The organism is Rhizobium sp. Root274 (genome assembly GCF_001429245.1).
Taxonomy (GTDB): Bacteria; Pseudomonadota; Alphaproteobacteria; order Rhizobiales; family Rhizobiaceae; genus Allorhizobium.
Window position 1 is genome coordinate 1 of the sequence record NZ_LMJE01000001.1, and the last position, 15,613, is coordinate 15,613.

Here is a 15,613-nt window from a genome sequence, read left to right on the forward strand (position 1 = left end):
AATCGATTACTCGATGATCGAGGCAACGATACCGGCGCCGACGGTGCGGCCGCCTTCGCGGATCGCGAAGCGCAGCTTTTCTTCCATCGCGATCGGAACGATCAGCTCAACCTGAACCGTGACGTTATCGCCCGGCATAACCATTTCCGTGCCTTCCGGAAGCGACACGATGCCGGTCACGTCGGTGGTGCGGAAGTAGAACTGCGGACGATAGTTGGTGAAGAACGGCGTATGACGGCCGCCTTCTTCCTTCGTCAGGATGTAGGCTTCAGCCATGAACTTCTTGTGCGGCTTGACCGAACCCGGCTTGCAGAGAACCTGGCCACGCTCGACGTCGTCGCGCTGGATACCACGGACGAGTGCACCGATGTTGTCGCCGGCCTGGCCCTGGTCGAGCAGCTTGCGGAACATTTCAACGCCGGTAACCGTCGTCTTCTTTGTGTCGCGGATGCCGACGAATTCGACTTCTTCGCCAACCTTCACGATACCACGCTCAACGCGGCCCGTCACAACCGTACCACGACCCGAGATCGAGAACACGTCTTCGATCGGCATCAGGAAGGGCTGGTCAACCGGACGCTCAGGCGTCGGGATGTAGGCGTCGACCTGAGCCATCAGCTCGCGAACGGCGTCTTCGCCGATCTTCTTGTCGCTGTCGTTCAGGGCAGCCAGAGCCGAACCCTTGACGAACGGGATGTCGTCGCCGGGGAAGTCGTAGGACGACAGGAGTTCGCGAACTTCGAGTTCAACGAGTTCCAGAAGTTCTGCGTCGTCGACCTGGTCAACCTTGTTGAGGAAGACRACGATYGCSGGAACGCCAACCTGACGAGCGAGCAGGATGTGCTCGCGGGTCTGCGGCATCGGGCCGTCGGCAGCCGAGCAAACCAGGATCGCGCCGTCCATCTGGGCAGCACCGGTGATCATGTTCTTGACGTAGTCGGCGTGGCCGGGGCAGTCGACGTGGGCGTAGTGACGGTTGGCCGTCTCATACTCGACGTGCGCCGTCGAGATGGTGATGCCGCGTGCCTTTTCTTCCGGAGCAGCGTCGATCTGGTCATAGGCCTTGAATTCACCGAAGTACTTGGTGATCGCTGCCGTCAGAGACGTCTTGCCGTGGTCGACGTGGCCGATCGTCCCAATGTTGACGTGCGGCTTTGTGCGCTCAAACTTACTCTTTGCCATTTNCGTCTCATACTCGACGTGCGCCGTCGAGATGGTGATGCCGCGTGCCTTTTCTTCCGGAGCAGCGTCGATCTGGTCATAGGCCTTGAATTCACCGAAGTATTTGGTGATCGCTGCCGTCAGAGACGTCTTGCCGTGGTCGACGTGGCCGATCGTCCCAATGTTGACGTGCGGCTTTGTGCGCTCAAACTTACTCTTTGCCATTTGAATGCTTCCTGTGAACGAAACGGGGTTACCCCGGCGAACCGGTTTGGTCCCGCCGTTTAAGGCTTTCACTCGCAATGCGCAAGCCTTAAATGCGGGGCCACTTCGGGCCGGAACTGTGGGTGGTGAAAGGCGCTCGACTGACCTTACGGAAAGCGGCATGCACTGCACGAGACCGAAGATCGAAAGGGAAATAAATCAGACTGTTATAAGAGAGTGTGATCTGGAGCGGGTAACGGGAATCGAACCCGTGTATTCAGCTTGGAAGGCTGCTGCTCTACCATTGAGCTATACCCGCATATTCAGATCCGAGGACGAATGGTGGAGAGAGTTGGATTTGAACCAACGTAGGCTGAGCCAACGGATTTACAGTCCGTCCCCTTTAACCACTCGGGCATCTCTCCATTCTTTCGTCCGGATCTGGCGACCAAGCTTTTCAGTCTCGATCAGAGTGCGTCGCCCCCTGATCTGCGGCGGGTATATGACGGCCCAACCGGCTCATGTCAACACGAAGTTTGACGAAAAATTCCGAAAAGTTTCATAGGCCCGACATGAGCCTGAATTTGCGGCCGGGTCTATGCCCGCCCCCTGCCCCTCGTTATAAGAGCGCATGGCCAAAGATCCCAAAACCGATAAAACCGCCCGTGACACCCATTATGCAACGCTGCGCCGACAGGTGCGCGATGCCAAGCGTGAGCGGGGCGAAATCCCCACGCCCGGGCCGCAAAAGCCGCGCAAGAGCAATGCGGACTGGACCCCGCCGAAGCTGGCGCCAGAGCAGGTTCTGCTCTACGGGCTGCATACGGTGCGCGCCGCTCTCGACAATCCGGAGCGCAAGCTCATTAAGCTTTTGGCGACGCAGAACGCGCTGGTCAGGCTCGAAATTCAATCTGTGGAAAAGCTCGGCATCCCGTTCGAAACGGTGACACCACAGGACCTCGACAAGATCCTCGGACCGGAGGCGATCCATCAGGGCGTGATGCTGGAAACGCGGCCGCTGCCGGTTCGCCGGCTGGAGGCGCTGAAGGACAGCCCGCTGATCCTGGTGCTCGACCAGGTCACCGATCCGCACAATGTCGGGGCGATCATGCGCTCGGCGGTCGCCTTCGATGCGGGCGCGGTCATCACGACGCAGCGGCACAGCCCGACGGAATCGGGAGTGCTGGCGAAATCGGCCTCCGGGGCGCTCGAACTCATTCCCTATATCCAGGTGACCAATCTCGCCGACGCACTAAATGAACTGCACAAGCTCGGCTTCTTCTCGGTCGGCCTCGATTCGGAAGGGCCCGCCCCGATGGAAGGCACGCTTGTCGGCGACAGGATCGCGCTGGTGCTCGGATCGGAGGGCAAGGGGTTGAGGCAGAAGACGCGTGAGACCGTCTCGGCGCTCGCCCGTCTCGACATGCCGGGCGCGATCAAGTCGCTCAACGTATCCAATGCCGCCGCCATTGCCCTCTACGCCTCGCGGCAGCATCTGGCGGCCAAGGGCTGATGAAGCTCGTCTTCACCGACCTCGACGGGACGCTGCTCGATCACGACAGCTATTCCTTCGAGGCGGCGCGGCCGGCGCTTGATCTTCTCAAGGCGCGGGGCATTCCCCTGATCCTTGCCAGCAGCAAGACCGAAGCGGAAATGCTCCCGATTGCCGAGGCGATCGGGATCGATCACCCGATGATCGTGGAAAACGGTGCGGGCGTCGTCGGGCTGGGGCAGGACGGAGAGAGGCCGGACGCGCATTCATCGAGTCCCTACAACCAGCTGCGCTCGCTTCTTCGGAAATTACCTAAAGAACTTGGCGGTTGTTTCGAGGGCTTTGGCGACTGGGACGCTCTCAGGGTTTCGCGGGAAACCGGGCTTCCGCTGGCGTCTGCGGAACTTGCGCGACAGCGACGGTTTTCCGAGCCGGGGCATTTTAAGGGGAACGAAGCGCAGAAGCGGGCCTTTCTCGGGGCGATTGAGTCGGAAGGCTTCACCGCGGCCCAGGGCGGACGCTTTTTCACGCTGATGCCAAAGACGTCCAAGGCCGAGCGGATGGCGGAGGTCGTCGCCCATTATCAGTGCGGACTAGATGAAGCTGTGCGCACGGTTGCACTGGGCGATGCGCCCAACGATCTCGCCATGCTGGAAGCTGCCGATTGCGGCATCATCATCGCCAATCCGGCGCATTCGCCGCTGCCCGTGACAGAACGGGAAAGAGCGGGAGCTATCCTGCGTTCGGAACGCTCCGGCCCGGATGGCTGGAACATCATGATCCATGAACTCGTTGCCACGGGGTTTCTCTGAGCCGGCCGCAACCGGCGTCATCACGAAAGGATTTCAGACATGGCGGATTTTCATCAGAATGGCGTGGTTGCCACCCTGCACAATCTCAGGGAGCGTTCGCTGGAAAGGATGGAAAAGGAGCTGACGGTCTTTTCCTCGTCGCGGCCGATCACGCTGATCCTGCCGTCGCTCTATTCCGAGCTCGAAGCCCCTGCCCTTGAGCATATCGTTTCCGAACTCTCGCAAGCCCCTTATATTGCGGAGATCGTCATCGGCCTGGATCAGGCGGATGAAGAACAATTTCGCCATGCCAAGCAATATTTCTCCCGCCTTCCGCAGAAACATACGATTCTCTGGCATGACGGCCCGCGGCTGCGCGCCGTCGACGAAAAGCTGAAGGCGGAGGATCTGTCGCCCGACCAGCCGGGCAAGGGACGCAATGTCTGGTTCTGCATGGGGTATGTGCTGGCGGGTCGACAGGCGGGCGTGGTGGCCCTGCATGACTGCGATATCGTCACCTATTCCCGCGACATGCTGGCGCGGCTGGTCTATCCCGTCGCCAATCCGCGTTTTCCTTACGTTTTTTCCAAAGGTTATTATCCGCGGATCGCCGACCGGTCGCTCAATGGTCGCGTGACCCGGCTTCTGGTCACGCCGCTGCTGCTCAGCCTCGAAAAGGTCATCGGCCACCATCCCTATATCGACTACCTCAAGGCCTTCCGCTATCCGCTCGCCGGCGAATTCGCCATGCAGACACAGATCCTTTCGGATATCCGCATTCCCTCCGACTGGGGCCTGGAAATCGGCGTGCTTTCGGAGCTGTGGCGCAACCAGTCCAACCATGCGATCTGCCAGGTGGATATCGCCGACGCCTATGACCACAAGCATCAGCCGCTGTCGCCGGAAGATGCGGCCAAGGGGCTGTCTCGCATGTCGATCGACATCACCAAGGCGCTCTACCGCAAGCTCGCGACCGATGGCGTGGTCTTCAGCCAGGATGCGTTCAGGACGCTGAAGGCAACCTATTACCGGACGGCGCTCGACCTGGTGGAGACCTATTATCACGATGCGCGGATGAACGGGCTCACTACCGACCGGCATCGCGAAGAACAGGCGGTCGAGCTGTTTGCCGCCAATCTAATCGAAGCTGGTCAGGTCTATCTCGACAATCCGAATGCAACGCCCTTCATGCCCAGCTGGAACCGGGTGCAAAGCGCGCTTCCGGACCTCTTGCGCGACATTCAGGAAGCAGCACGGCTGGACGCCGAGGACTGAGTCCACCGTCTATCCGCGCCTGCCGTCCCGTGACACGGCCTGGTGCCGGATTACATCGACGGGCGGCAGGTGAGTTCACCTTCGGCGGGCGTCAGTGTCGTGCCGGTGGGAGTGAGTTGGCGCTGCACCGGGTAATCAATGACGCTTGGCCAGGCTTCGATATCCTTGGCCGCCTTCGGGTCGGCATCGATCGCCGGCTTGTAGGCAGACCGGCAGTCAGGCATGGCGCGGTCGGGGGCGAGGCCCAGCGCCTCGCGGATTGTCTTGGCGCAGCCTTGCGGATCGGCGAGCAGCGAGCATTCAGCGCCATAGGTCCGGCGATAGCGCAGGGTGAGCTCCTCGCCGGCAAGTGTGAGGGACTCAAAATTGTCGGCAACGACATCGTCGAGAAGACGGGTTGCCGTGCGGGCGTCGTAGACGACGAAAGGCATGCCGCCGTTCCAGCCATCGGCACCCCGGAATATGGCGTAAGGGCCGACCGCGCCCCAGAGATAACCGGCCGCATCATCGACGATCTTGCGGTCGACGGCTGGATCGAGCTTGCAGGGGCCTTCCGACGGCGCGATGTACAGGCCGGCTGCGCCCTTTTCTCCGAGATCCAGCTGCTTCAGGGCGAAGTTGGGGTAACGCAGGCAGGTGAGCTTGCCCGGCATATCGAAGCCGGTCTCGCCGGCCGGAACGTCGACTTCCGCGCGGGTCGAGCGATCGAAGACATCGGCGGGCTGGCCGTCGACCTTGCAGTTGGCGGGTGCCATGCGGCCAATCGCAAACTGCGCCTCATCCCCCTTGCCGCGCAATTCGTAGCGGCCATTGGAATACCAGAAACCGGAACCGGACACCTGTTGCGGCAGCGAAACCTTGGCACCGTCGGGCAAAGTCACATTGGCCGCCGCCTCGGAGAAGGCAACGGTCAGGACTGTGCCATTGTCGCAGGCATAACGGATGTCGGCGGCTTGGGCGGAAAGTGTGGAAGCCAGATGAAACAGGATCAGGGACGCCAGGCCGGCCAGGAAATGTCTTCGCATGCAATTGTCCTCGGTGCGGCGAAAGCATGCCAAAGAAACGCGCGGCACAACAGCGAAAAATCCGTCATATGGCGAGAAAGGATGGTGCCCCCGGCAGGGTTCGAACCCGCGACCCCCTGATTACAAATCCGATCGCATATCGGGGGATATCAAAGGCATCCGCAAATGCGGGCTGTAAAGTGCAGCCGAAAAAGCTCAATCAATTCTGTTCTGTCAACAACGAATTGCAAAATGAAATCCACAGAAATAGACCGCTGTGGATAAGCCCGCCCGAGGTCAATCGCACCAATCGTTCTTCCGCTTCGGGAGCCAGACGCGGGCATGCCCTTCTTTCAGAAGGATTTGCCCCACTTCCCGCCCATCAGAAAGGTAGATGTTCACCAGCGGTCGGGTGTCACCACGCCCAGGACCGAAAGAGACGATCTTCACCTTCTTGCCGTCGATGAGTTGCTTCAGTCGAGCTTTGGCGATTTTCGCGAGCCGGCGCTCTTTCTCGCATTTCCATCGTGAGAGTTCCGGCGTGTCGATGCCTCGCACGTCGACAACACCTTCTCCGAGCAGCCTAAGCCGCTGGCCGTCACAGCGGACTGTGTCACCATCGTAGACGGTCAAGGACGCGCATATCATCAAGGTCTCAGCGATCATGCGCGCCCCTCTCTTTAATCGAAATAGATATCTTCCGGCCTAAAGGTTGCGTCGATCTTGCTGGCCTCTATCGGAGCGCCCTTCACCACTGCGTCGAAGAGTTCGTCATCAAACCGTCCAGCAATCCGGGAATACTCAAGCACAACAAGGATTTCCATTCGGTTGGCCTTGTAGCCCCCGAAGCGATCTTCTAGCTTGTTGAACTGGACATTATCGGTCGTTCGGTTGAGCCAGTTTTCGTCGATGTGATTGGTAACGTCCACGACGAACTGCCGCTTCACGCTGTAAATAGACTCAAACGGATCCCCGCCCTCGGTCTCTCTGAGGTCGTCCTCATGGAATATCGGAGCCATCCGATGGTAGTATGCAAAAGCCAGCGCGGGGTCGAAGCGCTCAGGATTGTTCACGAATCCAATTAGAAAATTTTGTCTCTTCGTCTCGTACATCGCGGCAAGCAGGGTTTCAGTCATAGACGCCTCCTCAGTTATGGCGCGCTACATGTGTTGCTCGCCTAGGTGACAATCAAGGGCGTGCGCAACTTTTGTTCCATACCGCTCTGAGCGGTTGACACCATTCAATTGAGTGGAGCAGATAGTTGCATGGGACCGGAACTTTCCACATCTGATTGGGTGGCTTTTGCCTCAGCACTTGCCGGAGGACTTGTGGGAGCCCTTGCTGGCGGATTGGCGACTTTCGTCGCGAGCTACTTCCAGTTCAGACTGCAGTCGCGTGAAGTTAGCCGGTCCAACGCAGTGAAAGCGCTACTAAAGGCCTCCTTGATAGGGTCGGATTTCAGGAACGTTCAAGACCATTTCCTAATCGCAATTGAAAACGCTGACCTCTCGGGTCGCGCAGACGACGCCCTTTGGACTAAGGTCCCGCCTGTCCCGGGAAAGAGCGAGCCAATCGTCATGACCTCTGACGATCTTCTAACCTTCAGCGAGCTTGGTCTTTACAGCTTGGTGGAGCGGATGATGACAGTCAGCATGCGGCACAAAGCCGTATGTGATGCAATTGACCACTACAGCGCCCGTCGCATTCATTTGGGAGGAATTGTGGAGGTATTCGATGTGGAAGGCTCTGTTGCTTCTTCCGACTATCGGACATTGTCCTCCGAAGCGCGAACCGTAATGCTGGAGATCGACACTCTCGGCAATTCTATGCTGAATTTCCTGCCGTTCTACATCGAGGAGGCAGACCAATTGGTTTCTCAAATGTCCGCCGAACTGAAAAAGCATTTTGGATCCAGCGTGCCGCGAATCGCGCCTCTTTCAAAAACTGAAAGAGCTGAGATGGCGCGGTCCAACATGGTAGGCCGCACACCTGAGTGACGGTTACCTGCAGGCCAAACGAACACGGCCTTAGGAGGAGTTCAGGTGTGCAATCTCTACAACATCACCACGAACCAAGAAGCGCTACGCGCCATCACTCGCGCGATGATCGACCATGCCGGCAATCTGGAGCCGTCGCTCGACGTCTATCCGGATCGGCCAGCGCCTGTCATCCGGTCAACGCCCGAGGGCCGGGAGATCGTGCGCCTGACTTGGGGCATGCCCTCCCCGTCATCCATCACCCAGGGGAAGCCGGACACCGGAGTAACCAACATCCGCAATACCGCGTCGCCGCACTGGCGCCGCTGGCTGGGGCCTGAGAACCGCTGCATCGTGCCCTGGACGAGCTTCTGTGAATGGGAAGACACTAAGCCTAAGAAGACCAAGCGCTGGTTCGCGATCGATGAGGAAAAGCCCATCGCCTTCTTCGCCGGCATCTGGACCACGTGGCACGGAGAGCGCGGCTCTATTAAGAATCCGAGGCCGGGCGAGCATGAACTCTACGGCTTTCTCACCTGTGAGCCGAACGCAATCGTCAAGCCGATCCACCCGAAGGCCATGCCTGTCATTCTGACCACCGAGGAAGAAATAGACGTGTGGCTGAATGCGCCCTGGGCGGAGGCGAAGGCGCTCCAGCGGCCACTCCCCTCTCACGACCTCGTGCTGCTACCTCTGTAGCCCCAGAGACTCTACCAAGGCGGACCAGTTGCAATCAACTTCAGATGACCAAGGCTTTACAGAGGAGGTGCTTAGCCTCCTATCGACACCAGTGGGAGCGATTGTGGTCACATGGTCTTTTGTGGACCGCATCGTTGATATTCTAGTCTCGATGATGGCAGAGACGCCGGGGGCTGCAAAACACCTTAAAGTTGATCGCAACGGAGCGCGCGCCAAACCAACAAATTTCGCTGACAAAATGAAATTCTTGAAGCGAGCGTTGCGCACCGAACCAGCCGCCGCTCCCATCTTGCAAGAAATCGAAGCGGCCATTGCACAATGCGAACAACTGGGAGAGTTCAGGCACACCGTCTGTCACGGAACGCTTACCGCCTATGTCGAGGAAACAAGACGGGTGATCTTCGCCAGATTTTCCAAATCTGGCGGCCGCCGCGATCTGCGCGCCATCACATTGGATGATCTATTTGAGGTGCCGATCCACCTCAACCAGTTGGTCGCAAGATTGCAAGAGATCGTCGAAAACCTGCATGGCCGAATCGGAAACGACACCTCGGACGAGCTTGCTTAGATTGCGCCAAGGGCACTATCATTGCTCATGGCAATCAACCCACCTGCGCAACCGCCACAGTATCCAGATAGATTGCTCGACGCGCAGGAAGCGCTTGAGGGCGCTGTTCTGGATCTGGTGGAAAGGGCGGTGGCAGCAGGCTGGGGGGAGGTTGAGGCCGTAGCTGCGATCGTGGCGGTCGCGGAAAACCGAATGCTGGCAATCGGAGAGAATGAAGAAACCGATCGGTTGATAGCGAGGTTCAGAGATCGATGAGATACGAACTTATCCTGATCGCGGTTCTTGCCGTTATGGCTCTCGTGTCCGTGGGCGGCCACGTCTGGGGCTTTTTTAAATGACGCGCCAGATCCCGCTTCCCGACAACAAGTCCTCGACGCTTGGGGACTTCCCCTATCCCTATGTCGAGGTGGTCTGCCGCAAATGCTGGCGCTCAGGACGTTATGCGACAGTTCGGTTAATCGAGGAACACGGCGCCGACCTAAGCTTCATGGATTTGCGCCGCCGCTTCGAATCGACCTGCAGCAAGACGAACGACATCAGCCGCCTCAACGAAGTGTGCGGCGTATCTTTTCCGGATATGATCCGCTGGAAGCTCGGGCGCGAGCCCAGCATCTGAACGGCACCTCAAAGCCTGCCAGTCACAAGCATGAACAGCCGCTTGATCGCGTCCGAGAACGTGACACCAAAGGCCGCTGCGCCAATCCCGATGATCGAGATCGAGGTCATGCCCATGATCTTCCACCGCTTCACCTCATTAGTCACCGACTCGATGGAATCGATCCGCTCTGCCGTGGCGGTGGCAAGCGCGCCCAGTCTCTCGGCGTCGGTTTTGCGTTGCTGTTCGAGCACTGTCACCGATTTTGCGACCTCGTCGAGCCGGGCGTGAACCTTGGTGCGGCTGACATCAGCCCTGTCCTGGTCGCGCTCGGTCTGCTTTTTCATTTCGCCGATATCCTCGCGCATGTGGCGGATCTCGACGGCAAGTTCCGCCAGCGTTGTCTCAATGCTCATCGTCTGCCGATCGCCTTTGCCAGAGCCTGAAGGCCGACGGCGCCTCCGCCGACGTAGAATATATTGGTGAAGACGATGTCGGCATAGGTCTTCAGTTGTGGCGGCAGCGCGGCGACGTCGCGAAGCTGGCCATTCATGAAGGAGTCCAGCATGCCCCACCCGAACCAGAGTGCGGTTGGGGCGGCCGCGATGAACCACACGACCCAGAAGATCCGATGGGCCATCGCCTCCTTGATCACCCCGGATGACTCCGCATTGGCCGCCTTCTCACGGGCGGCATGAATGCGCTGCCGCTCCGTTTCGCTGTCGGCCTTGCGCTCGACATGGGTGAGGACGCGATCGAGGAAAGCCGTTCCGGCCGCCCCGAGGAGCTTTGAAACAAGAGCGGCCAGCATCAGGTGCTCCACCCCATCTTCCTGGCCACCCAGCGCCAGCCGTACCCGATTGCCGCCGCGACAGCTGCAAGGGCCACCTGCAAGGCCGACGCGACTTCCGGGTCAGTGGTCAGCATGGTCTTGATCTCTTCCGAGATCCAGCCGGCCGCGTACAGATAACCAACGAGCATGAAGAGAATGATGCGAGCGTGTACGGTCACTGGAAAAGCCCTCCGATCCAGGTGGTGAGATCGTCCCAGAAACCGACTGCGGCCGCTGAGACTGCGAATGCGATGGTCCCCCAAACCTTCACGGGATCCGCTTTGGCCGGCCCTGGCTTCGGGTCCGGGGTAGGTTCAGGGGCAACAGGCGTTGGCGCGGCAGGAGCCGGGACTGGGACATCAGTCGAGACCGGCGCTGAACCCCAGAAGTGGAGCCCCAGCAGCGATCCGGTCTGCTTGCCGACCTTGCCGTCTTGGGTCAGCCCATGCTCGCGCTGGAAGCGCTCCACAGCCTGCGCGGTTAGAGGACCGAAGTCGCCATCGGCATGGAGGCCGAGCGCGCGCTGCAGCGCCTTGACGACGTCGCCCTTGTCCCCGATAGACAAGAGCCCGTCCGCAAGCGGGTTATATGCGGCTGGCGCTCCCCGAATGATGCGATCGTGAGCGGTAGCCAGCTTCTGGTCGTATTTGTTTTCGGCGAACTTCGGACCGTTGTAGCCACGCGCGAAGGCCGCCCAGTTCCGATTACGCAGATGATTGCGAAGACCGGCACCGATGATGAAGGCCACCATGACATCGAGCTGGCCGCCCTCGCCTTCCTGGTTCTTCCGAACGAAGGCCTCTACCGAGTTGAATTTGCACATCTCCCAGTTTTCACCGAGGACCTGCCCGATACCCCAGCTGCAGGCTTTCAGCGCGGCATCACGATCAATGACCATGGCGCGGGCAAGCTGGACATACCGCTCGTCTTGAGTGTCGGGATAGTTGCCCGGCTTCCACTTCGGATAGGCGAGCCCTTGCCGCTGCGCCTCGCCCCGCTTCGACTTCGGCAGGCAGCGCCAGAAGACGTGGGGCTCGAACAGCATGACGGGGCGCTTCTTCGTATCGAAGCCCTGCCCTCGCGCCTCGACGACAGTCACCGCTCTGATAACGGAGTCATCGCAGCCGATGGTGGCAGCAGCGCGCGCGAAGTCCTCTCCGGACAGCGTGTGCCCGGTTCCAATGAAGTTCATGGCGATGTCCTCTGAACGGGCTACCTGGTGTCGGTGCCGGCGCCGCCCTGCGGCTGTTTGATGTCGAGGGTGGATAGGAAGCCACCGCTCTTGGTGAGTTCATGGGTGACGGATGCGATGCGGTAGCCGCCGTCGACCCCAGGGCGGACCCCACGGATGTTGCAGATCGCTTCCGGCTCAGCATATTCGGCGCCGAGGATGACCACGGAGCCGCCGCCTTTTTCGCGATCGGACTGCTTGCCGATGGCTTGAGCCTTCTGCTTGGCCTCGGCCTCGTCTGCAGCGGAAATCACGGTGCGCAGCGCGGTGTCGACATCGTCGATGCCGGTCTCTACCGGGACGTTGACCCGCCTACCCTTTTGGACGTCGAAGTAGGAGATCTCGACGTTTTTGAACTTTGGCCGACTGATGATGGGGCTGATAGAGCCGGAGATCAGGTTGTCACCGTAAACGGCATCGATCGGCGTCAACGTCTTGCCGGATCCGGAGATGCCCTCATTGACCCCGACGAAGTATGCCTCGGAACCAAGGATCTTGAAGGAAGCGCCGATCTCCCGAGCCATGCGCTGGCCCCAGGACATGAAGCTCTCGTTCTGCATGATCCAGTACGGCCGGGTCACTGAGGCGATGCTGCCTGCCACGGTCACCGACAGCCCAGCTTTTTCGCCCCACTGCTTCGCAGCATCGGTGAAGGAGAGGTTGTCGGCGCTCCGAAGCACTGGCTCCGTGACCTTCGAACCGTTCTGAACAGAGCTGGCGCTGACATCGATTGTCCGACCCTCACCTTTGCCGAACGAAGCTGTGACGTCGGAAACGAACCCGCTGAAGACTCGGGCCCCGTTGATGAAGACCAAGACAGGCGCCCGTTCGCCTGGCAATGCGATCCGCCCATCAGCATCCGCAAGGGAGATGTCGCATGTATCAGCCGCTGCATCGGCAGCGCGAGTGGCCTTGATCGAGGTGAGAAGCGGATCAAGGCGCGACGTTACGTTCTGGCCGTTGAGCCAGACAGCATAGTCATTCGAGACGAAGCCCATTAGTCCCAGAGCCTCACCACGTCAGCCGTCGCAGAGGTCTCTGCGATCTCGCTCACCGGGAATATGATCTCCGTCCCGACCGGGATGTACTGATCAACTGAGAGCCCAGGGTTCCGATTGATCACTTTTTCAATAAACCCGTCGGGCTGCTTCCCCAGCTTGCGCCAGATCAGATTTGCCAAGGTGCAGTCCTCGATCCAGACGGTTTCACGAAGTTCGGTCACTGGAACAGCCTCAATATTGAGATGGCTCCTGAAGCCGGCGTGGCCACCCGGAGGAGGTTGATCGTGTATTCAACGACGTGACCGACACCGTCTCGGGCGTCGAGATCGCTATGGGAGTGCGAGATCGAATCGATCAGCACCCAGCCCATGGGAGTGAAGTCGCCGCGGATCATGGTGAGCGGCACCTTCTGCCGGCGGGCGGCCTCCAGCAGCGATATCCCCTGGAGCGCGCCAGTGAAGAAGAACGGGAGCAAAGTGCCGCTGAGGGTGATGGTCGACTCCCCGTCGCCGGTATCTTCATAGACCGGGCCAGCCCCCATCACTTCATGCCGAGCGAAATTCGATTGTGTATCGAAATCAATCGACTGCAGATCGTTCTTGACGTCAAATGCAACGGGACCCAAGCAGCAAAGCATTACGGCGCCACCCCATAGTCAGAGAACGAGCGGCGGACTTCTGCATCAGCTTGCTGCCGAGCCCTCTGCGCAGCTCCTGACATGGCAGCACCGATGCCTCCGAGCCCGCTTTTGATCTGGTTAATCAGAGCCAATGTGGCCTCGAGGTCGGATCTATCGACGTTTGGCTTCGCGGTGACATTGAGCGAGTCCTGGATCTGCTGACCTGCATGCTTTGCAGCATCGACCCCTGGGTAATTGGCAAGGCGATCGCCGTGGGCGCCCGGGTCTCGGACTAGCGAGCCATAAGGGATGGCGGGCTGCTCCTGGATTGCCTTCCTGTCGGGAATGAAAGGGTGCGTCTTCACCCACTCCTCGAAATCACGACGGAGCATGTTATCGCGCGCCTTCGGGTCAACTGGACCAGATGAGCCGGAGAGCAGCGTTCCGAGACCGGCGACGCCCGCAATTCGACCGACAAGCGCTGCCCAGCCCCCTAATGCGGAGCCTTTGCCCTTTCCGCCGTTCGCGACGTTGGCTCCGGATCCACCGTTGAGGTTCGCGGCGGCGACCTGTAGCGCGACCGCAGCTGCGTTTAAATTGGTGCCGGCGGTCATGAGGCCCCAGATCGCAGCGGTCACCTTCCATGCTCCGAACGCAGCACCGGCGCCGGCAGCACCGATCCCGAGGCGGGTGGCGGTGTCGCCATCGCGCCAAGACCGCTGGAGAGCGTTGATCCCGTCGGCCAGTGTATTCAGACCAGCGGCGATCTGCTCGGCCGGCAGGATGGCGGCGGCCAGGTTAGACATCGAGTCCTTGAACCCCTTGAATGCGGAAAATGGGTCCAGTGCGTCGACTGATGACGCCCCCTCAAGCCCAATGGCGCCCTGCATCATCCCGGAGAGACGGAGGTAGACATCGCGCTGGGTGATGGCGCGCTGGATGAAATCGCGGGCGAGCCGGTTGCTGGCAAACTTCTGCACCGCTTGGGCAATCGCAACTTCGGAGTTGAGGTCGACGCCATCCTTCTGCAGCGCCGGCACGATGTTATCATTCACCCACTTCAGGGGGTCCTGAGCAAACCCTTCGGCGTCCTTGATGCCGTTCTGGTCGCGGAGGCCCAGGCGGCCCTGCTCCCCGAGAGCGGACTTCGTCGCGGTGCCCCCAACGAAGTTATCGAACGTGGCCCGGAGCTGGGTACCGGTGTCTGATCCGCCGGATTCCGCGATGAGGAATGGAAGCATGTTCTGCAGGAAGTCCGGACTAAAGACCTTGCCGGAGGTCCGGGCGTATTTCACCGCCTGGGCGAAAGCCTCGGGGTCCATGTCCTTGCCCGTGATCTGTTGGGCACGGACGAAGGCATCGAGCATTTGCTTGTAGAGGCCGGTATCTTCCGTGACGTTGATGTTATCCATCGCCTTGTTGAAGGCGCGGAGACCGGTGATGGCCTGGTCAGATCCGAAGGACAGGCCCAGCATCTTGTAGGCCTGCACCATCTCCTCGGCGACACCGAAGGCAGCCTCAGCACTCGGCATGGCCAGCCGTGCCTCGCGCATGATCTCCATTGCATCGGCCTGAGCAATACGGAAGCGCTGCGCCAGTTCACCGGACTGCTTTTCAATCTGCTGCTGCTCGCCAACCGGGAGCCCAGCGAAGTGCTGGCGAGCCCGTTCACGCTGCTCGTTAGAGGATGCCGTGATCCCTGCCCGGGCACCGACACCAACCATATACGCGCCGGTGTAGCCACCCATAGCAACCAGGGCCGGTTTCATGATCATTTGCAGGTTGCTCGAGAAGCTGCGCGTCCGCTTTTCCATCTCGCGGAAGTGAGCGTTCGAGGCGTTCTGGATCGCGGCAAAGTGGCCGAGCGTGGCGACTTTGAAATTCTCGATCTCCGACTTCGCCGCAGCCTTGGACAGGTTCCGGCTTGCCATGGATGAATGCAGCCGCTCCCACGCCGCCCGGACTTTGTCGAGATCGGACGCCGAGGCCCCAAGCTTGTCGAGCTGAGCCGTGAAGCGACCGCCGAACGGCATGGAGTTCAGACGGCGAGCTGCTTGCTCAATTGAGGATACAGCTCCGCCGACAGCTTGTGCCGTCTGCTTCGCCTTGCCGCTGGCATCGTCCTTGAATCGGAAGATCAGCTCGCCGATGAAAGTGCGCATTAG

General features: G+C 59.9%; 19 protein-coding genes, 2 tRNA genes and 1 pseudogene. 7 read left to right on the plus strand and 15 right to left on the minus strand.

Annotation, left to right across the window (positions count from 1 at the left end; all coding sequences use genetic code 11):
- Nucleotides 1–6: 6 nt before the first annotated feature.
- From tuf to ASE36_RS00015, 4 genes and pseudogenes are all read right to left on the minus strand, one after another.
- Nucleotides 7–1,182, minus strand: a complete 1,176-nt coding sequence (gene tuf / locus ASE36_RS00005; RefSeq protein ID WP_062274162.1) for an elongation factor Tu — start codon at nt 1,180–1,182, stop codon at nt 7–9.
- A gap of 3 nt (nt 1,183–1,185) precedes the next feature.
- Nucleotides 1,186–1,548 (minus strand): annotated as a pseudogene (locus tag ASE36_RS23230) (GTP-binding protein); the annotation flags it as partial.
- Nucleotides 1,549–1,610: 62 nt separating this feature from the next.
- Nucleotides 1,611–1,684 (minus strand) — tRNA-Gly (locus ASE36_RS00010).
- A 21-nt stretch (nt 1,685–1,705) separates the two neighbouring features.
- A tRNA-Tyr gene (locus ASE36_RS00015) sits at nt 1,706–1,790 on the minus strand.
- Between the two features lie 206 nt (nt 1,791–1,996).
- Here ASE36_RS00015 and rlmB point away from each other — a divergent pair.
- Genes rlmB through ASE36_RS00030 form a run of 3 tightly spaced genes read left to right on the plus strand, consistent with a single transcriptional unit; the run spans nt 1,997 to nt 4,923 of the window.
- Nucleotides 1,997–2,878: a 23S rRNA (guanosine(2251)-2'-O)-methyltransferase RlmB gene (gene rlmB / locus ASE36_RS00020; protein WP_062274166.1), complete on the plus strand. Its 882-nt coding sequence runs from the start codon at nt 1,997–1,999 to the stop codon at nt 2,876–2,878.
- Nucleotides 2,878–3,669, plus strand: coding sequence for an HAD-IIB family hydrolase (locus tag ASE36_RS00025; protein WP_062274169.1), 792 nt, complete (start codon nt 2,878–2,880; stop codon nt 3,667–3,669). Before rlmB ends, ASE36_RS00025 begins: the two co-directional genes overlap by 1 nt.
- A 39-nt stretch (nt 3,670–3,708) precedes the next feature.
- On the plus strand, nt 3,709–4,923 hold the full coding sequence (locus ASE36_RS00030) for a hypothetical protein (protein ID WP_062274172.1): 1,215 nt from the start codon (nt 3,709–3,711) through the stop codon (nt 4,921–4,923).
- 50 nt (nt 4,924–4,973) lie between these two features.
- Here ASE36_RS00030 and ASE36_RS00035 read toward each other — a convergent pair whose 3' ends face one another.
- From ASE36_RS00035 to ASE36_RS00045, 3 genes are all read right to left on the minus strand, one after another.
- Complete coding sequence (locus ASE36_RS00035; protein ID WP_062274175.1) at nt 4,974–5,948, minus strand: MliC family protein; 975 nt, start codon at nt 5,946–5,948, stop codon at nt 4,974–4,976.
- Nucleotides 5,949–6,224: 276 nt separating this feature from the next.
- Nucleotides 6,225–6,593: a thermonuclease family protein gene (locus tag ASE36_RS00040; RefSeq protein WP_062274177.1), complete on the minus strand. Its 369-nt coding sequence runs from the start codon at nt 6,591–6,593 to the stop codon at nt 6,225–6,227.
- A gap of 14 nt (nt 6,594–6,607) precedes the next feature.
- Nucleotides 6,608–7,063, minus strand: a complete 456-nt coding sequence (locus ASE36_RS00045; RefSeq protein WP_062274180.1) for a hypothetical protein — start codon at nt 7,061–7,063, stop codon at nt 6,608–6,610.
- Between the two features lie 129 nt (nt 7,064–7,192).
- Between ASE36_RS00045 and ASE36_RS00050 the strand changes: the two genes are divergently transcribed.
- From ASE36_RS00050 to ASE36_RS00070, 4 genes are all read left to right on the plus strand, one after another.
- Complete coding sequence (locus tag ASE36_RS00050) at nt 7,193–7,924, plus strand: hypothetical protein (RefSeq protein ID WP_062274183.1); 732 nt, start codon at nt 7,193–7,195, stop codon at nt 7,922–7,924.
- 45 nt (nt 7,925–7,969) lie between these two features.
- Complete coding sequence (locus tag ASE36_RS00055; RefSeq protein ID WP_062274186.1) at nt 7,970–8,602, plus strand: SOS response-associated peptidase; 633 nt, start codon at nt 7,970–7,972, stop codon at nt 8,600–8,602.
- 28 nt (nt 8,603–8,630) lie between these two features.
- A complete protein-coding gene (locus tag ASE36_RS00060; RefSeq protein WP_156378522.1) occupies nt 8,631–9,170 on the plus strand; it encodes a hypothetical protein in 540 nt (179 codons plus the stop codon).
- Between the two features lie 334 nt (nt 9,171–9,504).
- A complete protein-coding gene (locus ASE36_RS00070) occupies nt 9,505–9,786 on the plus strand; it encodes a hypothetical protein (RefSeq protein ID WP_062274194.1) in 282 nt (93 codons plus the stop codon).
- Between the two features lie 8 nt (nt 9,787–9,794).
- Here ASE36_RS00070 and ASE36_RS00075 read toward each other — a convergent pair whose 3' ends face one another.
- Genes ASE36_RS00075 through ASE36_RS00110 form a run of 8 tightly spaced genes read right to left on the minus strand, consistent with a single transcriptional unit; the run spans nt 9,795 to nt 15,610 of the window.
- Nucleotides 9,795–10,181, minus strand: coding sequence for a DUF1515 family protein (locus tag ASE36_RS00075; protein WP_062274197.1), 387 nt, complete (start codon nt 10,179–10,181; stop codon nt 9,795–9,797).
- Complete coding sequence (locus ASE36_RS00080; RefSeq protein WP_062274200.1) at nt 10,178–10,576, minus strand: hypothetical protein; 399 nt, start codon at nt 10,574–10,576, stop codon at nt 10,178–10,180. Before ASE36_RS00080 ends, ASE36_RS00075 begins: the two co-directional genes overlap by 4 nt.
- A complete protein-coding gene (locus ASE36_RS00085; RefSeq protein ID WP_062274203.1) occupies nt 10,576–10,776 on the minus strand; it encodes a hypothetical protein in 201 nt (66 codons plus the stop codon). The genes ASE36_RS00080 and ASE36_RS00085 overlap by 1 nt, the downstream gene beginning before the upstream one ends.
- Nucleotides 10,773–11,789, minus strand: a complete 1,017-nt coding sequence (locus tag ASE36_RS00090) for an N-acetylmuramidase domain-containing protein (RefSeq protein WP_062274206.1) — start codon at nt 11,787–11,789, stop codon at nt 10,773–10,775. Before ASE36_RS00090 ends, ASE36_RS00085 begins: the two co-directional genes overlap by 4 nt.
- A gap of 20 nt (nt 11,790–11,809) precedes the next feature.
- Nucleotides 11,810–12,826: a phage late control D family protein gene (locus ASE36_RS00095; RefSeq protein ID WP_062274209.1), complete on the minus strand. Its 1,017-nt coding sequence runs from the start codon at nt 12,824–12,826 to the stop codon at nt 11,810–11,812.
- Entirely contained in the window at nt 12,826–13,050 is a 225-nt protein-coding gene (locus ASE36_RS00100; protein ID WP_062274212.1) for a tail protein X, read from the minus strand. Before ASE36_RS00100 ends, ASE36_RS00095 begins: the two co-directional genes overlap by 1 nt.
- Nucleotides 13,047–13,454 carry a phage tail protein gene (locus ASE36_RS00105; RefSeq protein WP_162244195.1) on the minus strand — a complete coding sequence of 136 codons (408 nt, stop codon included), beginning with the start codon at nt 13,452–13,454 and terminating at the stop codon, nt 13,047–13,049. The genes ASE36_RS00100 and ASE36_RS00105 overlap by 4 nt, the downstream gene beginning before the upstream one ends.
- Before the next feature lie 11 nt (nt 13,455–13,465).
- Nucleotides 13,466–15,610 (minus strand): hypothetical protein, encoded by a 2,145-nt coding sequence (locus ASE36_RS00110; RefSeq protein WP_062274218.1) that lies wholly within the window; start codon nt 15,608–15,610, stop codon nt 13,466–13,468.
- Nucleotides 15,611–15,613 lie beyond the last annotated feature (3 nt).